Here is a 16,741-nt window from a genome sequence, read left to right as displayed (position 1 = left end):
CTGTCACGGTGTTGTCATCAATGTGTCGTAACGTTTTGCATAGAACGTTTATGGCACAGGCGACGTAATCATGGCCGCAATTTCACTCTCCGGGCTGCATAAAGCCTTCGCGGCGCAGCCGGTTCTTAACGCGGTATCGCTGGAGATCCAGCAGGGTGAATTTATCGCCGTGCTGGGTCCCTCCGGCTGCGGCAAGACAACCTTACTCCGCTTGATAGCCGGATTCGAAACTCTGGAACGCGGTGAGATCTGGGTAGGCGACACCTTGTTTGCCACTCAGGGTTTTCATCTTCCCCCCGAAAGTCGCGATCTTGGCGTGGTATTTCAAAACTACGCGCTCTGGCCGCACATGACGGTAGCCGAAAACGTGGGCTACAGCCTGAAAGTCAACGGCGTGAACCGTACAGAGCGGGCGGATCGTATCCGGCAAGCCCTGACGCTGGTCGATCTGTTGCCCTTTGCCGATCGTCGCCCGGCCGATCTGTCCGGCGGCCAACGTCAGCGCGTGGCGCTGGCCCGCTGCCTGGTGGCAAAGCCCAGGCTGGTCCTGCTTGATGAACCTCTGGCTAACCTTGACGTGCATTTGCGTAGCGCGATGGAAGAGGAGTTTCGCCGCTTTCATCGTCACAGTGGGGCAACGCTGGTCTACATCACCCACGATCAGCGCGAAGCGATGGCGCTGGCCGATCGCGTTGTGGTGCTGAATGCGGGGCAGGTCATGCAGTTTGCTTCGCCCCAAACGCTGTGGCGCGAGCCCGCCAACGAGATGGTCGCCACCTTCATTGATGAGGGACGGGTTCTGCCGGTACAGGATATTGAACCGGTGGGACAGGGGCAGGCATCGGTCATGCTGTTCGGCGCACGACTGCTGCTGCGCTGCTCAGCGCAGCAGGCAACGTTACCCCACGGCAAAGCCAGCTTTCATCGTGCCAGTTTCCGCCTGATGCCTGTTAATCGCGGTCAGTTTAACGCGCAGGTTGAACGCATTATCTACCGTGGCGGTCATTACGACATTCACCTGTGCCCGCTGGCGCAGCCGGATGTCTCTTTCACCCTGGCCCTTGATGATGTTTCTGCGCTTGCGGTGAACGACACCGTAAGTATTGCTGTTAATGACGGCTGGATTCTTCCCGCATAAAGGACTTCAGACAATATGAAAAAGGTCATTCTTTTCTCGCTACTGTTCACGGCTGTGCTGACAGGTTCAACGCTGGCGCAGGCGGCTGACAAGCCCAGCGGCAAGCTGGTGGTGTACACCTCGCAGGCACCGGAAATTGCGCAGCAAACCATGGATGCGTTCAAAGCCGCTTATCCCGCGATTCAGGTGGAATGGACGCGCAACGGCACCACGCAGTTAATGAATGTCCTGCACACGGAAATGATGAGCGGCAAGGTCAAGCCTGACGTGCTGCTGGTGGCGGATGCCATCAACCTCGGCGCGCTGAAGAAAGAGAAGCAGCTGTATGCGTATCAGGATGCGCCTGTGGATCACCTGAAGCCTGCGTTTTATGACCGTGATAAAACCTTTTTTGGTACCAAAATCATCGCCACCGTGATTGCCTATAACACGCAACGTGCCAAACCGGTCAACAGCTGGAAAGCGTTGCTCAATGCTGATAACAAAGGGCAAATAGCCGTACCCAGCCCGCTCTACTCCGGGGCGGCCCTGTATAAACTGCACACCGATATTACGACGCCGGACATCGGCTGGAACTTCTATAAGCAGTTGGCGGCGCTGGGTATTGCGCCGCAGGGCGGCAACGGACCGGCTTTAAAAGCCGTGGCCAGCGGGATGGATAAATATGGCGTGATTACCGATGCTGACATCATCCGGGCCAAAAAACAGGGTTCGCCCATCGACCTGGTTTATCCCGAAGAAGGGGTTTCTTACGTCACCGAACCGGTTGCCATTATGAAATCGGTACATAACCTGCCTGCCGCCAAAACCTTTGTGGACTTTTTACTCTCCGAACAGGGGCAGAAACTGGTGGTGCAGCAGGGTAACCGGCCGGTCGATGACCGCGTTGCCGCGCCTGAAGGATTTGTCCCTGTCGACCAGATCAAACTGCTGACGCCGGACGTTGAGAAGGCGGTCGCGGACGATGCGCAGGTGCGGGAGCAGTTTACCGCGCTGTTTGGTGGCTGAACATGAGCGTGCTGAGTAACGACTGTCGGCCCCGCCGTTTGCAGCCCGCACGCTGGCGTTTTCGCGCCGAGCCGTGGGTGCTGGGGCTGCTGGTGCTGACGATCGGACTGCTCTCCGTCGCGCCCTTTGGGCGGCTGATCTGGACAGCGGTGGCGCCGCAGGGCGTGCCGGATCTGGCCCGGCTGACGCAGTTGCTGGTCAGCCGTCGGGTTCTCAGCGCCACGCTAAATACCTTAAGCGTCGGGCTGAGTGCCACCCTGCTGTCGCTGCTGCTCGGTACATTTGCCGCCTGGCTGGTCGCGCTGAGCGATATGCGCGCCAAAGCGGCCTGGGTCTTTGCGTTTATCTTACCGTTAATGATTCCGCCGCAGGTGACGGCGCTCGCCTGGCTCCAGGCACTGGCACCGGGTAGCCTGCTGGCATCGCTGTTTCAGCGGCTGGGTTTACCCTGGTTTGCGCCGGGTGAGCAGCCGCTCTGTTCGTGGGGCGGAATCGTGCTGCTGCTGGGTTTGCACAATGCGCCGCTGGTGTTTCTGACGGTACGAGCCGGCCTTCGGCGTTTACCCGCCGAACTGGTGGAGGCGGCGCAGATCAGCGGTGCGTCGCACGGGCAAATCCTGCGTACCATCATTCTGCCGCTGGCGCGCCCCGCCATTTTTGCCGGGGCGGCGCTGGCATTTGTGGCGGCCGTCGGTAATTTTGGTATTCAGGCGATGCTGGGCATTCCGGCGCGATTACCGACCTTAATTACCCTGGTCTATCAACAGCTCAACGCCATCGGCCCCAGCGCGTTGCCGGATACCGCCGTCTATTCCTTGCTGATTGCGCTGATCACGCTGACCGGCATGATGCTAAGCGCGTGGCTGGGCGGTCGGCAGGATGTCCGGGTCAGTGGCTCGCCGCGCCCGTTCCATCAACCGCTAAAAGGCGCTCGCTTGCCCATGGAAGTCATGGCCTGGCTGTGGATGGCCGCCACGCTTATCATGCCCGTCAGCGCGCTGCTGACCACGGCGCTGACGCGGGGTTTTGGTCAGGCCTTAACGTGGCAAACCCTGACGCTGGAGAACATTTATCAGGCGCTGTGGGGCTATCCTGCAATCCGTCATGCTTTCGCGACCAGCCTGTGGCTGACCTCCCTGGCGACGCTGATCCTGACCACCATGGCGTTGTTTCTGGCTTTTTTCCTGAGCTGGCAGCGCACCCGACTGGTTCGCGGCCTGTGGTTTGCCAGTGAACTGACGTACGCGCTGCCCGGCATTGTGACAGGCGTGGCGGCCATACTGTTCTTTCTGCCGCCGCTTCCGCTGCTGGAGGTGTCGATTTACGGCACGGTCTGGATCATTCTTGCTGCCTATCTGTCCAACTTTCTGGCTTTAGTCTTGCGGCCCACGCTGGCAGGCTTCGCACAAATTGAGCCGTCGCTGGATGAAGCCGCCCGTCTGTGCGGGGCTGGTTTTATGCGTCGTATGCGCGATATTTTACTGCCGCTGGCGGCACCGTCGGCGCTGGCGGGAAGCCTGTTGGTGTTTCTGACCGCGTTAAATGAAATTCAGGTATCGGTACTGCTGGTGACGTCTGACACACAAACCCTGGGGCCTACCATCATCTTTCTCGATGAAGGCGGTTCCGCCCCGCTGGCTGCCGCCGTGGGATGCCTGATGATTCTGGTTGTTCTGACCTTAATGCTGCTGGCAACGCGTCTGACGCGCCGCCTGCCGCAAGGAGTATTGCCATGGCAAGCCTGACGGTGGTGAGCGGCGTGGGCGGTAAATTGCCCGCCGCTTTCCTGCTTGAGATTCAGGGATATCGCCTGTTGTGGGACCTGGGCGCAGGGCCTGAACCGGGCGTAAAGCCTGATCTGACTAAGACAGGCCAGGTTGATGCGATTTGCCTTACCCACTCCCACGGCGACCATGCCGGTGCGCTCGACAGCTGGCAACAGCTGGGATCGCCGCCGGTTTATGCTACGGAGCTGACCTGGCAGCAGTTGGCTGCTTGCCCGGTGCCCGCCCGCTGGCGGCATTCTCTGCCGTTGCACGGGCAGTGCGCGATGGGGCCGCTTAACCTGTTTACCGGCCGGAGCGGGCACTCGCCCGGCTCCGTCTGGTTTCATCTGCCGGTCGCGGGCGGGATTACCTATATGGGAGACTGGAGCTGTGAGTCGCTGCTGCTGCCTTTTGACCGGCCGCCACGGGCGCGCTGGCTGATTACCGATGCATCCTACGGCGACCGCAATCAGCGTCTGGATCAGCAGGTTGATGCCCTGGTGCAGGCAGCGCGAAAAGGCGCGGTGGTCACGGCGCCGTTGCATGGCAGAGGCCCGGAGATGGCATTATGGCTGCGTAGCCAGGGTTTATCTGTCGTACTTTGCCCGCAGGTACGTGAGGAAGTGTCACAGCTGCTGGCGCAAAATACATTACCTGCCGCTACCGCGCTGGCGTTACTGCCGCTACTGCGCGAGCCGACGCCAACGCAATGGCGGCCTGACAGCATTATTGTCGCAGCCGATGCGGTGGCAGACAGTGGCCTGGCTGCCACGCTGAGCCAGCGACCCGAATTCAATCTGATTTTTAGTAGCCATGTGGCACGCGGCACGCGGGCCTTCGAGATGCTGCAAAACGGGTTGGCGCAGTGGCTACCCTGGAATGTTCACCCACCACTGGACGATCAACTGGCGCTGATCCAACACAGCGGGGCGGAACAGGTGATCCCCGCTTTTGTCGAGCCGGCATTGTGTCAGCAGTTAATCGCCCGAACGCCCGCGACGCTGAACTGGCAGCGTCATTTCACGCTGTCATCCCGCTGGGAAAGCTTTGCCTGAGCGCGCGATGCCTCCTCAGCTGTAAAGCCCGTGTTGCTGCACCGAGGCATGGCCCGGATTATCCCGGATGCGGCGGACAGAGTCGCGTACCACCAGCTTGCCGTTCAGCAGCAGATTGCCGGGTGGCAGGTCCGGGTCTAAACGCAGGGCCTGAAGGACTTTGACCGCGGCTTCTCCCAGCTCATCCCGCGGCACCTGCACCGAGGTTAACGGAATCTCCTGTACGGTCGCCAGATTAAAACCATCCATGCTCATGACGGACACATCCTGCGGCACCCGCAGGCCGGCCTGTTGTAATGCCTGCACGGTTCCCGCCGCAATATAATCCCCACTTGCCAGAATCGCCGTGGGCCGCTGTGCCTGAGGACAATGACGCAGATATTCACCCAGACAGGCGCTGGCTTCGCTGCTGCTAAAGCTGTTGAGCGTAATCAGGTGCTGGCGGCTGTCGAAGCGCAGATTCATGGCATGCCAGGCATCGCGCACTCCCTGCAGCCGCTGCTCCATGGTGTAACGCCGCAGGCAGTGCAGCGACAGAATTTGCCGGTGACCCTGTTCAAACAAATAGCGCGCCGAAAACTCCCCAATGAGCTGATGATCGGGCGATACCGAGGGCAGCCGCATTCGGCGATCGCGGGCATTGATCAGCACGCAGGGCTTATTCATTTCGGCTGCCAACTGATGGATGTGCTCGTCGTCGATACCGATTAACAGCGCCGCCTCCGTCTGCTGCATCTTGTCGATAAACAGGGCGGCATCGCTTTCCACCTCTTCCAGCGGGCAGTAGCGCAACCGGACATCGTGCGGTTTGACGGCCTCGCTGATGCCCTGGATCACCTTGTAATAAAAGATATCCGTGCGGATATCAAACGCGCGCGGCGGTGCAAACACCATCAGATCGTTAAGCAGCAGCCGCCCATGATGAAGGTTGTCCAGTACGCCTTGCTGTTGGGCAATGCGCAGGACTTTATCGCGCGTGGCGGTGCGGATATTGGCTTTCCCGGCCAGGACGCGAGAAACCGTGCTGACTGACACGCCGCTCAGGGCGGCAATCTCGCTCACTTTTAAGCTTTGTTTCATTCTGTGATCGCCCTCAAATCTGCAAATGAAAAAATTTTCATAACGTGCTGAATCGTGTCCCTACTGGTCTGAGAGGGGTTTTTTGTTATTTCCAGATAGTGTCATGAAAAGAGTTGCAAAAAATGGGCTGTACCCACGTTTTGCGCTTTTTTAAGGTCGGATCAGACAAAAAGGTTTGCTTCGCGGCAACGCGGTTATTACTGGCTACAGGAGTTTCATCATGAGTCTCGACTCGACCACCCGCACCAGCGCATCGCGCACGGTGCGGGTTATTAAAAATCTGCGCTGGTGGATGCTGGGGATGTTCCTGCTGGGCGTGACGGTGAACTACATCACCCGTAACTCCCTGGGCATTTTGGCCCCCGAACTGAAAAACACCCTGAATATGACTACGGAGCAATATTCCTGGGTGGTAGCCGCCTTTCAGCTGGCCTATACGCTGTTTCAGCCTCTTTGCGGTTGGTTGATCGATATTATCGGCCTGAAGATGGGCTTTTTAATCTGCGCCGTTATCTGGTCCATTACCTGTCTGCTGCACGCCGGAGCCGGAAGCTGGCTGCATCTGGCGCTGCTGCGCTTTGTGATGGGGGCATCCGAGGCCGCAGCCACGCCTGCGAATGCCAAAGCCATTGGGGAATGGTTTCCGAAAAAGGAACGACCGGTAGCAGCAGGCTGGGCTGGCGTGGGGTTCTCCATTGGCGCGATGCTGGCACCGCCCATTATTTATGTCGCGCATATCTCGTTTGGCTGGCAGGGCGCATTTCTGCTGACCGGTGGGCTGGGCCTGATCTGGGTCGCGCTCTGGTGGTGGGGTTATCACTCACCTGAACATCATCCGCGTCTGTCGGAGGAAGAACGGGCGTTTATCACCCAGGACAAAGAAGTCATCGGCGAAAAGCTGCCGTTTTTCACCGCCATGAAAGAGATTGGTAAAGAGAAGAAATTTTACGGTATTGCCATTCCGGCCTTTCTGGCTGAACCCGCATGGGCGGTACTGAGCTTCTGGGTGCCGCTCTACCTGGCCAACGAACGCGGCATGGATCTGAAACAGATCGTGATGTTTGCCTGGCTACCCTTCCTGGCTGCGGATCTGGGCAGCATCGCCAGTGGTTATCTGACCAAACTCTATGTGCGCTGGTTTGGCTGCTCCCGCGTCAACTCTATCGTTGCCAGTTCTGTGACCGGGGCTGCCCTGATGATCTCTCTGGCACTAATGACGCTGGTTAAAGATCCCTATCTGGCCATCGCCCTGATCTCCATCGGCGGGTTCGGTCACCAGGTGATCTCCTGCATGTTGAGTGCGCTGGTGGTCGAGCGTTTTGATCGCCGCCAGATGGCAACGGTTAACGGGATGCGCGGCTCCTGTGCCTGGATCGCCAGCTTTATTTTCTCGCTGATTATCGGCGTCACGGCCGACACCATTGGCTTTAATCCCCTGTTTATTGCCATGGGCTTTTTTGACCTGATTGGCGCGGTTTTCCTGGTGATGTTTATCGCCGAACGCCGCCAACGTACTGCTAAAAATTGAGGGTAACCTGATGAAAACGCTTAAGACATGGACGCTTCATCACCAGGCGGCGAATTTCGTCGAACTGAAAGTCGAGCAACGTCACTTTTTACGTATTTACGTATTAGAAAATGGCCTGATGCGCGTGCTGCTGAAACGCGATGGAGAGCTGGCGCTCAACCGCACCTGGAGCATTGCTCCCCAGGAGGATGTGCCATGGGAGGGACGCGATCGCGAATCGTTAGAAGGCTTTACGCTGCCCGCCTTTACCGTTGAGCAGGAGGCGCAGCAAATCCGTCTGGCCACTGACCGGCTGCGCGTCACCGTGCATTATCCGCTGTGCCTCAGTTGGGAACATTTTGACGGCACTGGCTGGCAACCGCTGGCGGTCGATCGCCATACCGGGGCTTACCTGCTGAACATGCATGGCGATGGCGTGGAACATTATCAGCGCCGCCAGCCGCAGGATCGGGTTTACGGCCTGGGTGAAAAAAGTGGCGACCTCAACCGGGTTAACCGTCGTTATGAGATGCGTAACCTGGACGCCATGGGCTATAACGCGGCCAGTACCGATCCGCTCTACAAGCATATTCCCTTCACGCTGACCCAGCGTGACGGCGTCAGCTTTGGCCTGTTTTACGATAACCTCAGCAGCAGCTGGCTGGATCTGGGCAATGAGTTAGATAATTACCATCTGCCTTATCGTCGCTACCGTGCGGAGGCGGGCGATCTGGATTACTACATGATGCTGGGTCCGACGCTGCTGGACGTCACCAAGGCCTTTGTTCGCCTTACCGGTCGTACCCTGTTTCAGCCGAAGTGGAGTCTGGGCTATAGCGGTTCCACCATGCACTACACGGATGCGCCAGATGCGCAGCAGCAACTCCTGTCCTTTATCCAGCTGTGCCGCGAGCATGAAATTCCCTGCGATTCGTTTCAGCTGTCGTCGGGTTACACCTCCATTAACAACAAGCGCTACGTGTTTAACTGGAACTACGACAAGGTGCCGAACCCGGAGGGGATGAGCGCTTCTTTCCATCAGGCCGGGATGAAGCTGGCAGCCAATATCAAGCCTTGTCTGCTGCAGGATCATCCACGTTACAAAGAAGTGGCGGACCAGGGACTGTTTATCCGCGATTCGGAACATGACCGGCCTGAACGCTCGGTGTTCTGGGATGACGAAGGCTCGCATCTGGATTTTACCCACCCACAAACCGTGGCGTGGTGGCAACAAAACGTCACTGAGCAGTTGCTGAAAAAAGGCATCGATTCAACCTGGAACGACAATAACGAATATGAAGTCTGGGACGGCGAAGCGCGCTGCTATGGCTTTGGTCAGCCCATCGCCATCAAGCATATTCGTCCGGTGATGCCGCTAATGATGATGCGGGCCTCGATGGAAGCTCAGCAGCGCTTTGCCCCGGAGAAGCGGCCGTATCTGATCTCGCGCTCTGGCTGTGCAGGGATGCAGCGCTATGTGCAGACCTGGAGCGGCGACAACCGGACAAACTGGCAAACCCTGCGCTACAACATCCGCATGGGATTAGGGATGAGCCTGTCAGGCCTGTTTAACGTGGGGCACGATGTGGGCGGCTTTGCCGGGGATAAACCCGATCCGGAGCTGTTTGTGCGCTGGGTGCAGAATGGCGTGATGCACCCACGGTTTACCATTCACTCCTGGAATGACGATCATACGGTGAACGAGCCCTGGATGTATCCGGAAGCCACACCGATGATCCGCGAGGCGATCCGCCTGCGTTATCGTCTGATGCCTTATCTGTATACGCTTGCCTGGCAGGCCAGCGAGCAGGATGAACCCATGCTGAGGCCGACCTTCCTCGATCATGAGGACGATCCCCGTACGTACGACGAGTGCGATGATTTTATGCTGGGACGCGATCTGCTGGTGGCCAGCGTGGTGGAGCAGGGCGCACGCCAGCGCCAGGTTTATCTGCCGGAAAATACCCACGGCTGGTATGACTGGCACACCGGCAACTGGCTGGCGGGCGGACAAACCGTGACGCTGGATGCACCGCTGGATCGGTTGCCGTTGCTGGTCCGTGCCGGGGCCGCACTCCCACTGGGACAGTGCGAAACCACCACCGATGCGCAACGTGATAACGTGCGTGAGCTGCAGATTTGGCCTGCGCCGGGCGATGCCACCACCCAGGGTGAGGTGTTCGATGACGACGGCGAAACCCACGGTTGGCAGAAAGGCAATGCGTTATGGTTGAACTGGTCTTTAACCAGTAGCGCGTCACGGCTGGATCTGACCATTGAAAAGCGCGGCGATTATCTGCCGGCGTGGCGTGAGATAGCGATTATGTTGCCGCCGGGTGAGCAGCGTTCGCTGTGGATCAACGGTGAAAGGACGTCATGTTATCGGCTGGCGTAAGCGATAGCGCATCAGGCTGTCGTTATCCGCAATCCTGATAACCGGCCCACCTGCGTGGGCCGGTTTATTTTCAGGCTGAGTGGTTTTCGGTGCTCATGCGTCCAAGGTCTTTATCGACCAGGAACAGACCGTTACCGCTGTCGCCCACCATCGCCAGTTTATCCAGCACGGTTTTAAACAGTTTCTCTTCTTCATGCTGTTCTGCAACATACCACTGCAGGAAGTTGAAGGTTGAATAGTCCTGCGTCGTCATGGCAGAGTGCGCCAGTTCGTTGATTTTGCTGGTGATCAGCTTTTCGTGATCCAGCGCCTGAATCAACACTTCGTTCAGCGAATTGTAAGCAACGGGCGGTGCAGCAATGCTGCCCAGCACCGGCATACCACCTGTATCACTCAGATAGTCGAACAGGCGCTGCATGTGTTGCATCTCTTCACGCGAATGCATTTTCAGGAAGGACGCTGCGCCCTCGTAGCCTTTATCGCTGCACCACGCACTCATTTGTAAATAGAGATTGGCGGAGAAGAATTCCAGGTTCAGCTGGTCGTTTAAACGTCCAGTCATTTCAGCAGTCAGCATGGCCGCGTCCTTTTGATTGTCATTAAATTAGTGGTGAATTATGCAACAGTCTGGTAACGAATGGGAAGCCTTTTGTTGAAAAAGTTGCAATTTATCTGATTGATTTAAAAAGAATTATTTCAACTGTTGAATGCGAGCGATTATCATTGTGGTCTGCTTTTCGCGCGGTCAATTTTCTCCCTGAATGTTAGCCAGGCGGGGCGTGCGCCGATCCTCTGCGATGTTGCGGACGGCTGAGGCGCAGTCTGTATGCGGCCTGGGGAGTCGACAGAGGAAAATCAGGTGTGCGATCGGACCGCGCATTTTTTTGCCCGCCACGCTGAACAGACATATTCGATGGCGGTTCATGAGGCAAAATGTGAAGGGTGATCGTGAGAAGGTTCCGTCGCGAAAAAATCGCATAAGCTTTTGGTAAAATGCCACCGTTAACCGATAAGGGTGAATATGCAACGTATCGACAGTCACGCTGAATTTTATGATACCCATTTTTCAAAAGAGGATTTCACCGGTCTGACCATCGCTGAAACCCATTTTGAAGACTGCGACTTTAGTAACGTCAACTTCACCTCTGCGCAGTTTACCGCCTGTAAGTTCATTAACTGCACTTTCAGTCACTGTAATCTGAGCCTGTTGGATGCGCCGAATACCCGCTTTTATGGCCTGCAGTTCACGGAGTGCAAGCTGACCGGCATCGACTGGACAAAAGCCTACTGGCCTGATTTTCATCTGGATCATGAGCTGTATTTTGTGAACTGCATGCTGACCAGCGCATCCTTTTATGGCCTTAAGCTCCAGGGGCTAAAAATGGAGGCGTGCAGAGTGGCGGAGGTTGACTTCAGAGAGTGCGATCTGACTGGCGCAACGTTCAGCGGATCGGAGCTGACAGGCAGCTTATTCAATCATACGCTGTTGCGGGGCGCAGATTTTACTGACGCATGGAATTACAGCATTGATGTCTTAAACAATACGGTCACTAAAGCCAAATTTTCGCGCCTTGAGGCGGTGTCTCTGCTGGAAAGCTTAGGGATTGAATTGGTGGATTAACCGGCACCGGGCCGCAGTGACGTGAGGGTTTTCACTTTCACAGCCGCGGCTGGCGGCGGGATGACTGCGCCGCGCGCACTGGCCGCCGCATCTGTACTAAGCCTCGCTGAGCGGTGTTTCAGGCGGACGTGACTTTCTCTTCGGTACGCTGTAGGCCATTAGCACAAAATATTGTATGCTATGCCGCCTTAAAGTTGACCAGGTAACCGGAAGCACGCCAATGTAACTTTGCGCTCACCCCGCGACGACATAAAGTCGCATTTGGCACCGTTTACCTGCCGGTAAGGTTCTGCCGGCCACCGTGATTTATCTGCTGCGCCTGTTAGTGCGTGGCTACGTTGAGAAGAATTCACTCATGTCTAATCCCTTTTTAGAAGAGGTGGCACGCCGCCGCACCTTCGCAATTATCTCGCACCCGGATGCCGGTAAAACCACCATTACCGAAAAAGTCCTGCTGTTCGGACAGGCGATTCAGACCGCCGGAACGGTAAAAGGCCGTGGCTCTAACCAGCATGCTAAGTCTGACTGGATGGAGATGGAAAAGCAGCGTGGTATTTCGATTACGACGTCGGTTATGCAGTTTCCCTATCGTGACAGCCTGGTAAACCTGCTGGATACGCCGGGGCACGAAGACTTTTCTGAAGATACCTACCGTACGCTGACTGCCGTTGACTGCTGTCTGATGGTGATCGATGCGGCAAAAGGCGTTGAAGATCGTACCCGCAAGCTGATGGAAGTCACCCGCCTGCGTGATACGCCCATCCTCACCTTTATGAACAAACTCGACCGTGACATCCGCGATCCGATGGAAGTGCTGGATGAAGTGGAAAGCGAGTTAAAAATTGCCTGTGCGCCCATCACCTGGCCGATAGGCTGCGGTAAGTTGTTTAAAGGGGTTTATCACCTTTATAAAGATGAAACCTATCTCTATCAGACCGGTAAAGGGCACACCATTCAGGAAGTCCGCACCGTCAAAGGCCTGGATAACCCGGAACTCGACGCGGCGGTAGGCGAAGAGCTGGCCGCTCAGTTGCGTGACGAGCTGGAGCTGGTGCAGGGTGCTTCAAACGAATTTGATGAAGAGGCATTCCTCAGCGGTCAGCTCTCTCCGGTGTTCTTTGGAACCGCGCTGGGTAACTTCGGCGTTGATCATATGCTGGATGGCCTGGTGGCGTGGGCGCCACGTCCCATGCCGCGCGATACCGATACCCGCAAGGTTGAAGCCAAAGAAGAGAAATTCACCGGCTTCGTGTTTAAGATTCAGGCCAACATGGACCCTAAACACCGTGACCGGGTGGCGTTTATGCGCGTGGTTTCCGGCCGCTATGAAAAAGGCATGAAGCTGCGCCAGGTGCGCACCGGCAAAGACGTGGTGATTTCTGATGCCCTGACCTTTATGGCAGGCGACCGTTCGCATGTGGAAGAAGCCTATCCGGGCGATATTATCGGCCTGCACAACCACGGCACCATTCAGATTGGCGACACCTTTACTCAGGGTGAGAACATGAAGTTCACCGGGATTCCGAACTTCGCCCCAGAACTGTTCCGCCGTATCCGCCTGCGCGATCCGTTGAAGCAAAAGCAGCTGCTGAAAGGGCTGGTACAGCTGTCGGAAGAGGGCGCGGTGCAGGTGTTCCGCCCGGTGCATAACAATGACCTGATTGTGGGCGCCGTGGGTGTACTGCAGTTTGACGTGGTCGTTGCGCGTCTGAAAAGCGAGTACAACGTTGAAGCCATCTATGAGGCGATTAACGTCTCTACGGCGCGTTGGGTCGAGTGCAGTGACGCCAAAAAATTTGAAGATTTCCAGCGTAAAAACGAGGTTAACCTCGCGCTGGATGGCGGGGATAACCTGACCTATATCGCGCCGACCATGGTGAATCTGAACATTACGCAGGAACGTTATCCTGATGTGACGTTCCGCAAAACCCGCGAACATTAATCCGCGCCTGCAGGGCCATTCCAGCGCGGGATGGCCCTGTTTTAACCGATACAGAACCCTCCTAAAACACGCTTTTTCCTCGCTTTTGACGCACGATCAACCAGTTACCCAAGCAAATCTCTAAATCCCGACTATGATTACTTCATCGGACGGTTAAAGAGACTTATTTCTCCCTGCGTCCAGTGCCGCAGCAGCACTGTTTGCTGCTCTTGCGCCCACAGTTTTGGGCGAGTTAACAGATAGAAGGATGATATCGATGCACACAACGAAGATTACTAAAACATTGATGGCTGCGATGATCGGTACTGCTCTGCTGAGCGGAAGCGCATTTGCAGAGGAATCCGCGTCTCAGAAAGCGTCACAGACGGCTGACAGCGCCGGTTCTAAAATCGACAGCTCAATGAAATCAGTGGGCGGCTTTATGGATGACAGCGCCGTGACCGCCAAAGCGAAAGCGGCCCTGGTTGATGACGACTCCATCAAAAGCACCGACATTTCTGTCAAAACCCATAAAGGCGTGGTGACGCTGAGCGGTTTTGTCACCTCACAAGACCAGGCTGAAAAAGCCGTGGCCGTGGTGAAAAAAGTGGAAGGCGTGAAATCCGTCAGCGACAAACTGCACGTGAAAGACGCAAAAAACCAGTCAATGAAAGGTTATGCCGGTGACGCTGCTACAACCAGCGAAATTAAAGCTAAGCTATTAGCTGATGACATGGTTCCTTCACGTAACGTGAAAGTTGAAACCACCGATGGTGTGGTTCAGCTCTCAGGTGAAGTGGCGAACCAGGCACAGTCTGACCGTGCTGAGAGCATCGCTAAAGCTATCGAAGGCGTTAAAAGTGTTAAAAATGACCTGAAGGTCAAGTCTTAACACGACCCGGTGCGGCTTCCTCGCGAGGCCGCACTGATAAAAATACCCATCGTTGGGATGAAACAAGCAGTTCAATATTAAATGGTGAAGGAGAGGCTTATGTTTCGTTGGGGCATTATTTTTCTGGTGATTGCACTGATCGCTGCTGCATTAGGTTTTGGTGGCCTGGCCGGTACCGCAGCCTGGGCTGCTAAAGTGGTCTTCGTGGTGGGTATTATTCTGTTCCTCATCAGCTTGTTCACTGGCCGTAAAAAGCTATAGCGATGACCCAGACAGTTTAATGCTGGCGTAGCCAGTATTAAACGGAGACCAGTTATTTGTAGCGAATGTTATTGTGAAGCAAAGGATGCTTCATATTCGCAACGATGTGTTAAACGGCGCAACGCCAATAGCACAATTTATGGACACCATAGCTGGTTCTCCGTGCTAGTATCGATCCACAATTCTACTCCCTGCATTCCCTACATTTGTCTATCGGGAACCCAATCTGAGGTCGGTACATTGGGTATACGTATTCCCGTGACGCTGGGGGCGATTGAACCCCTTGCTCTCACACCTTTTAAAGCCAGGAAAATCGCCTTAGTCTGCGAGGGCGGCGGTCAACGCGGCATCTTTACCGCTGGCGTTTTAGATGAGTTTCAGCGGGCTAAATTCAACCCCTTCCAGTTACTGCTTGGCACCTCAGCCGGGGCACAGAACCTGTCTGCCTTTGTGTGTGCACAGCCGGGCTACGCACGTCGGGTCATTACGCGCTATACCACCAGCAAGCTGTTTTTCGATCCGCTACGTTTCTTACGCGGGGGCAATCTTATTGACCTCGACTGGTTGATCGATATTACCCGAAGTGAATTTCCCCTGGCGATGAGCAGTGCCGAAACGCTGTTTGCGAACGGGCGCGAATTCTATATGTGTGCCTGTCGCAGTGATGACTATGCGCCCAGTTATTTTGCGCCCACCAGCGATAACTGGCTGGAAATTATTAAAGCTTCCAGTGCGATTCCGGGCTTTTATCGGCTGGGCGTGGATCTGGAAGGAATAAGCTATCTGGATGGCGGCGTCAGTGACGCGATTCCCGTCCGGGAGGCCGCAAAACGCGGCGCGGATACCATTGTGGTGATCCGCACCGTGCCCTCGCAGATGTTTGACACGCCGCGCTGGATGACGCGCATGGAGCGCTGGTTCAACGGCAGTGCGCTGCAGCCGATGATCAATATCCTGCATCATCACGAGCAGAGCTACCGTGAAACCCAGCAGTTTATTGAGAAGCCACCGGGTGATTTACGCATCATCGAAATCTTCCCGCCGCGCGCCTTAGCCAGTAACGCGCTGGGCAGCCGGGTCGCTTCGCTCAATCAGGACTACCATCTTGGACGTCGCTGTGGCCGCTATTTTATGGCCACGCTTGGCCAGTGGCTGAGCGATGCCGAACCCGCAACCGGGCTGGATATCGTGTTGCCATCAGCGCCGGTGGCGAATGAACCGGAGCGCGCGGCGGTGATCACGCCGTTGGCAGGCAACGATGATGCCTACAGTAAAGGTTCGCTGGCATGAGGTTTGTGGATACCCACTGCCACTTTGATTTTCCGCCGTTCGTGGATGAGGTCGACGCCAGTCTGCGCCAGGCCGCGAACGCGGGCGTTGAAAAAATTATTGTGCCGTCGGTAGAGGCCGGGCGCTTTGACCTGGTTTGCCAGTTAGCCCGCGAGCATCAGGCCCTTTATGCTGCCCTGGGGCTGCATCCGATTGTGATTGAACATCATAAAGAGCCGCACCTCGCTGAGCTTGAAAGGTTGCTGCAACAGCGGCCCGCTAAACTGGTCGCCCTCGGTGAGATCGGTCTGGATCGTTATCGTGAAGATCCCCATTTTGATCAGCAGACATATTTTCTGGATGCGCAGCTGAAGCTGGCGAAACGTTACGATCTGCCGGTGATCCTGCACTCGCGCCGCACGCACGATCAACTGGCGTTGCATCTGCGCCGTCACGATCTTCCGCGCCGCGGTGTGGTTCACGGTTTTGCCGGTAGCCTGCAACAGGCACAGGCGTTTATCAAACTCGGCTATGCGATTGGCGTGGGCGGCACCATTACCTATCCCCGAGCCAGTAAAACCCGGCAGACCATTGCGCAGCTACCGCTCTCCTCGCTGTTGCTGGAGACCGATGCACCGGATATGCCCCTCAACGGTTTTCAGGGACAGCCTAACCGGCCAGAGCGTGCCTTTCAGGTGTGGCAGGTGTTGTGTGAACTGCGTGACGAATCGCCCGAGACGATCGCCGATGCGCTATGGCATAACAGCCACAGACTTTTTCTTCTTCCGTAATCCCGCCGGTTTACCCCTTTCTCACCAAAATGTTATA

The 16,741-nt window shown here is 56.2% G+C and carries 14 protein-coding genes; 12 read left to right on the top strand and 2 right to left on the bottom strand.

Annotated elements, in window-relative coordinates:
* Nucleotides 1-70 precede the first annotated feature (70 nt).
* From CMR03_RS14425 to CMR03_RS14410, 4 genes are read left to right on the top strand one after another with little or no spacing between them, the layout of a single operon-like run.
* Complete coding sequence (locus tag CMR03_RS14425) at nucleotides 71-1,138, top strand: ABC transporter ATP-binding protein (RefSeq protein WP_096011848.1); 1,068 nt, start codon at nucleotides 71-73, stop codon at nucleotides 1,136-1,138.
* A 15-nt stretch (nucleotides 1,139-1,153) separates the two neighbouring features.
* Nucleotides 1,154-2,146 (top strand): ABC transporter substrate-binding protein, encoded by a 993-nt coding sequence (locus CMR03_RS14420; RefSeq protein ID WP_096011847.1) that lies wholly within the window; start codon nucleotides 1,154-1,156, stop codon nucleotides 2,144-2,146.
* A gap of 2 nt (nucleotides 2,147-2,148) precedes the next feature.
* Nucleotides 2,149-3,891 (top strand): ABC transporter permease, encoded by a 1,743-nt coding sequence (locus CMR03_RS14415; protein WP_096011846.1) that lies wholly within the window; start codon nucleotides 2,149-2,151, stop codon nucleotides 3,889-3,891.
* Entirely contained in the window at nucleotides 3,879-4,967 is a 1,089-nt protein-coding gene (locus tag CMR03_RS14410) for an MBL fold metallo-hydrolase (protein ID WP_096011845.1), read from the top strand. The genes CMR03_RS14415 and CMR03_RS14410 overlap by 13 nt, the downstream gene beginning before the upstream one ends.
* Nucleotides 4,968-4,982: 15 nt before the next feature.
* Here CMR03_RS14410 and CMR03_RS14405 read toward each other — a convergent pair whose 3' ends face one another.
* Nucleotides 4,983-6,047, bottom strand: coding sequence for a LacI family DNA-binding transcriptional regulator (locus CMR03_RS14405; protein WP_063880904.1), 1,065 nt, complete (start codon nucleotides 6,045-6,047; stop codon nucleotides 4,983-4,985).
* Between the two features lie 220 nt (nucleotides 6,048-6,267).
* Between CMR03_RS14405 and CMR03_RS14400 the strand changes: the two genes are divergently transcribed.
* Both CMR03_RS14400 and CMR03_RS14395 read left to right on the top strand, forming a co-directional pair.
* A complete protein-coding gene (locus CMR03_RS14400; RefSeq protein WP_063880903.1) occupies nucleotides 6,268-7,575 on the top strand; it encodes an MFS transporter in 1,308 nt (435 codons plus the stop codon).
* A 10-nt stretch (nucleotides 7,576-7,585) separates the two neighbouring features.
* Nucleotides 7,586-9,949, top strand: coding sequence for a glycoside hydrolase family 31 protein (locus CMR03_RS14395; protein ID WP_096011844.1), 2,364 nt, complete (start codon nucleotides 7,586-7,588; stop codon nucleotides 9,947-9,949).
* Between the two features lie 70 nt (nucleotides 9,950-10,019).
* Here CMR03_RS14395 and ftnA read toward each other — a convergent pair whose 3' ends face one another.
* Nucleotides 10,020-10,526, bottom strand: coding sequence for a non-heme ferritin (gene ftnA / locus CMR03_RS14390; RefSeq protein ID WP_063880901.1), 507 nt, complete (start codon nucleotides 10,524-10,526; stop codon nucleotides 10,020-10,022).
* 444 nt (nucleotides 10,527-10,970) lie between these two features.
* On the opposite strand from ftnA, the gene CMR03_RS14385 reads away from it, so the two are divergent.
* From CMR03_RS14385 to CMR03_RS14360, 6 genes are all read left to right on the top strand, one after another.
* Nucleotides 10,971-11,570, top strand: coding sequence for a pentapeptide repeat-containing protein (locus tag CMR03_RS14385; RefSeq protein ID WP_063880900.1), 600 nt, complete (start codon nucleotides 10,971-10,973; stop codon nucleotides 11,568-11,570).
* A 355-nt stretch (nucleotides 11,571-11,925) separates the two neighbouring features.
* Nucleotides 11,926-13,512, top strand: coding sequence for a peptide chain release factor 3 (gene prfC / locus CMR03_RS14380; protein WP_063881256.1), 1,587 nt, complete (start codon nucleotides 11,926-11,928; stop codon nucleotides 13,510-13,512).
* 256 nt (nucleotides 13,513-13,768) lie between these two features.
* Nucleotides 13,769-14,383, top strand: a complete 615-nt coding sequence (gene osmY, locus CMR03_RS14375) for a molecular chaperone OsmY (RefSeq protein ID WP_063880899.1) — start codon at nucleotides 13,769-13,771, stop codon at nucleotides 14,381-14,383.
* A gap of 99 nt (nucleotides 14,384-14,482) precedes the next feature.
* Nucleotides 14,483-14,644: a DUF1328 domain-containing protein gene (locus tag CMR03_RS14370; protein ID WP_003848537.1), complete on the top strand. Its 162-nt coding sequence runs from the start codon at nucleotides 14,483-14,485 to the stop codon at nucleotides 14,642-14,644.
* A 240-nt stretch (nucleotides 14,645-14,884) separates the two neighbouring features.
* Nucleotides 14,885-15,934, top strand: coding sequence for a patatin-like phospholipase family protein (locus CMR03_RS14365; protein ID WP_063880898.1), 1,050 nt, complete (start codon nucleotides 14,885-14,887; stop codon nucleotides 15,932-15,934).
* A complete protein-coding gene (locus CMR03_RS14360; RefSeq protein ID WP_096011843.1) occupies nucleotides 15,931-16,704 on the top strand; it encodes a TatD family hydrolase in 774 nt (257 codons plus the stop codon). Before CMR03_RS14365 ends, CMR03_RS14360 begins: the two co-directional genes overlap by 4 nt.
* The last annotated feature ends 37 nt before the right edge of the window (nucleotides 16,705-16,741 follow it).

The sequence above is a fragment of the Pantoea allii genome (genome assembly GCF_002307475.1).
Classification (GTDB): Bacteria; Pseudomonadota; Gammaproteobacteria; order Enterobacterales; family Enterobacteriaceae; genus Pantoea; species Pantoea allii.
The sequence above is the reverse complement of the archived record's forward strand: the minus strand, read 5'-3'. Positions and strand labels throughout refer to the sequence as shown.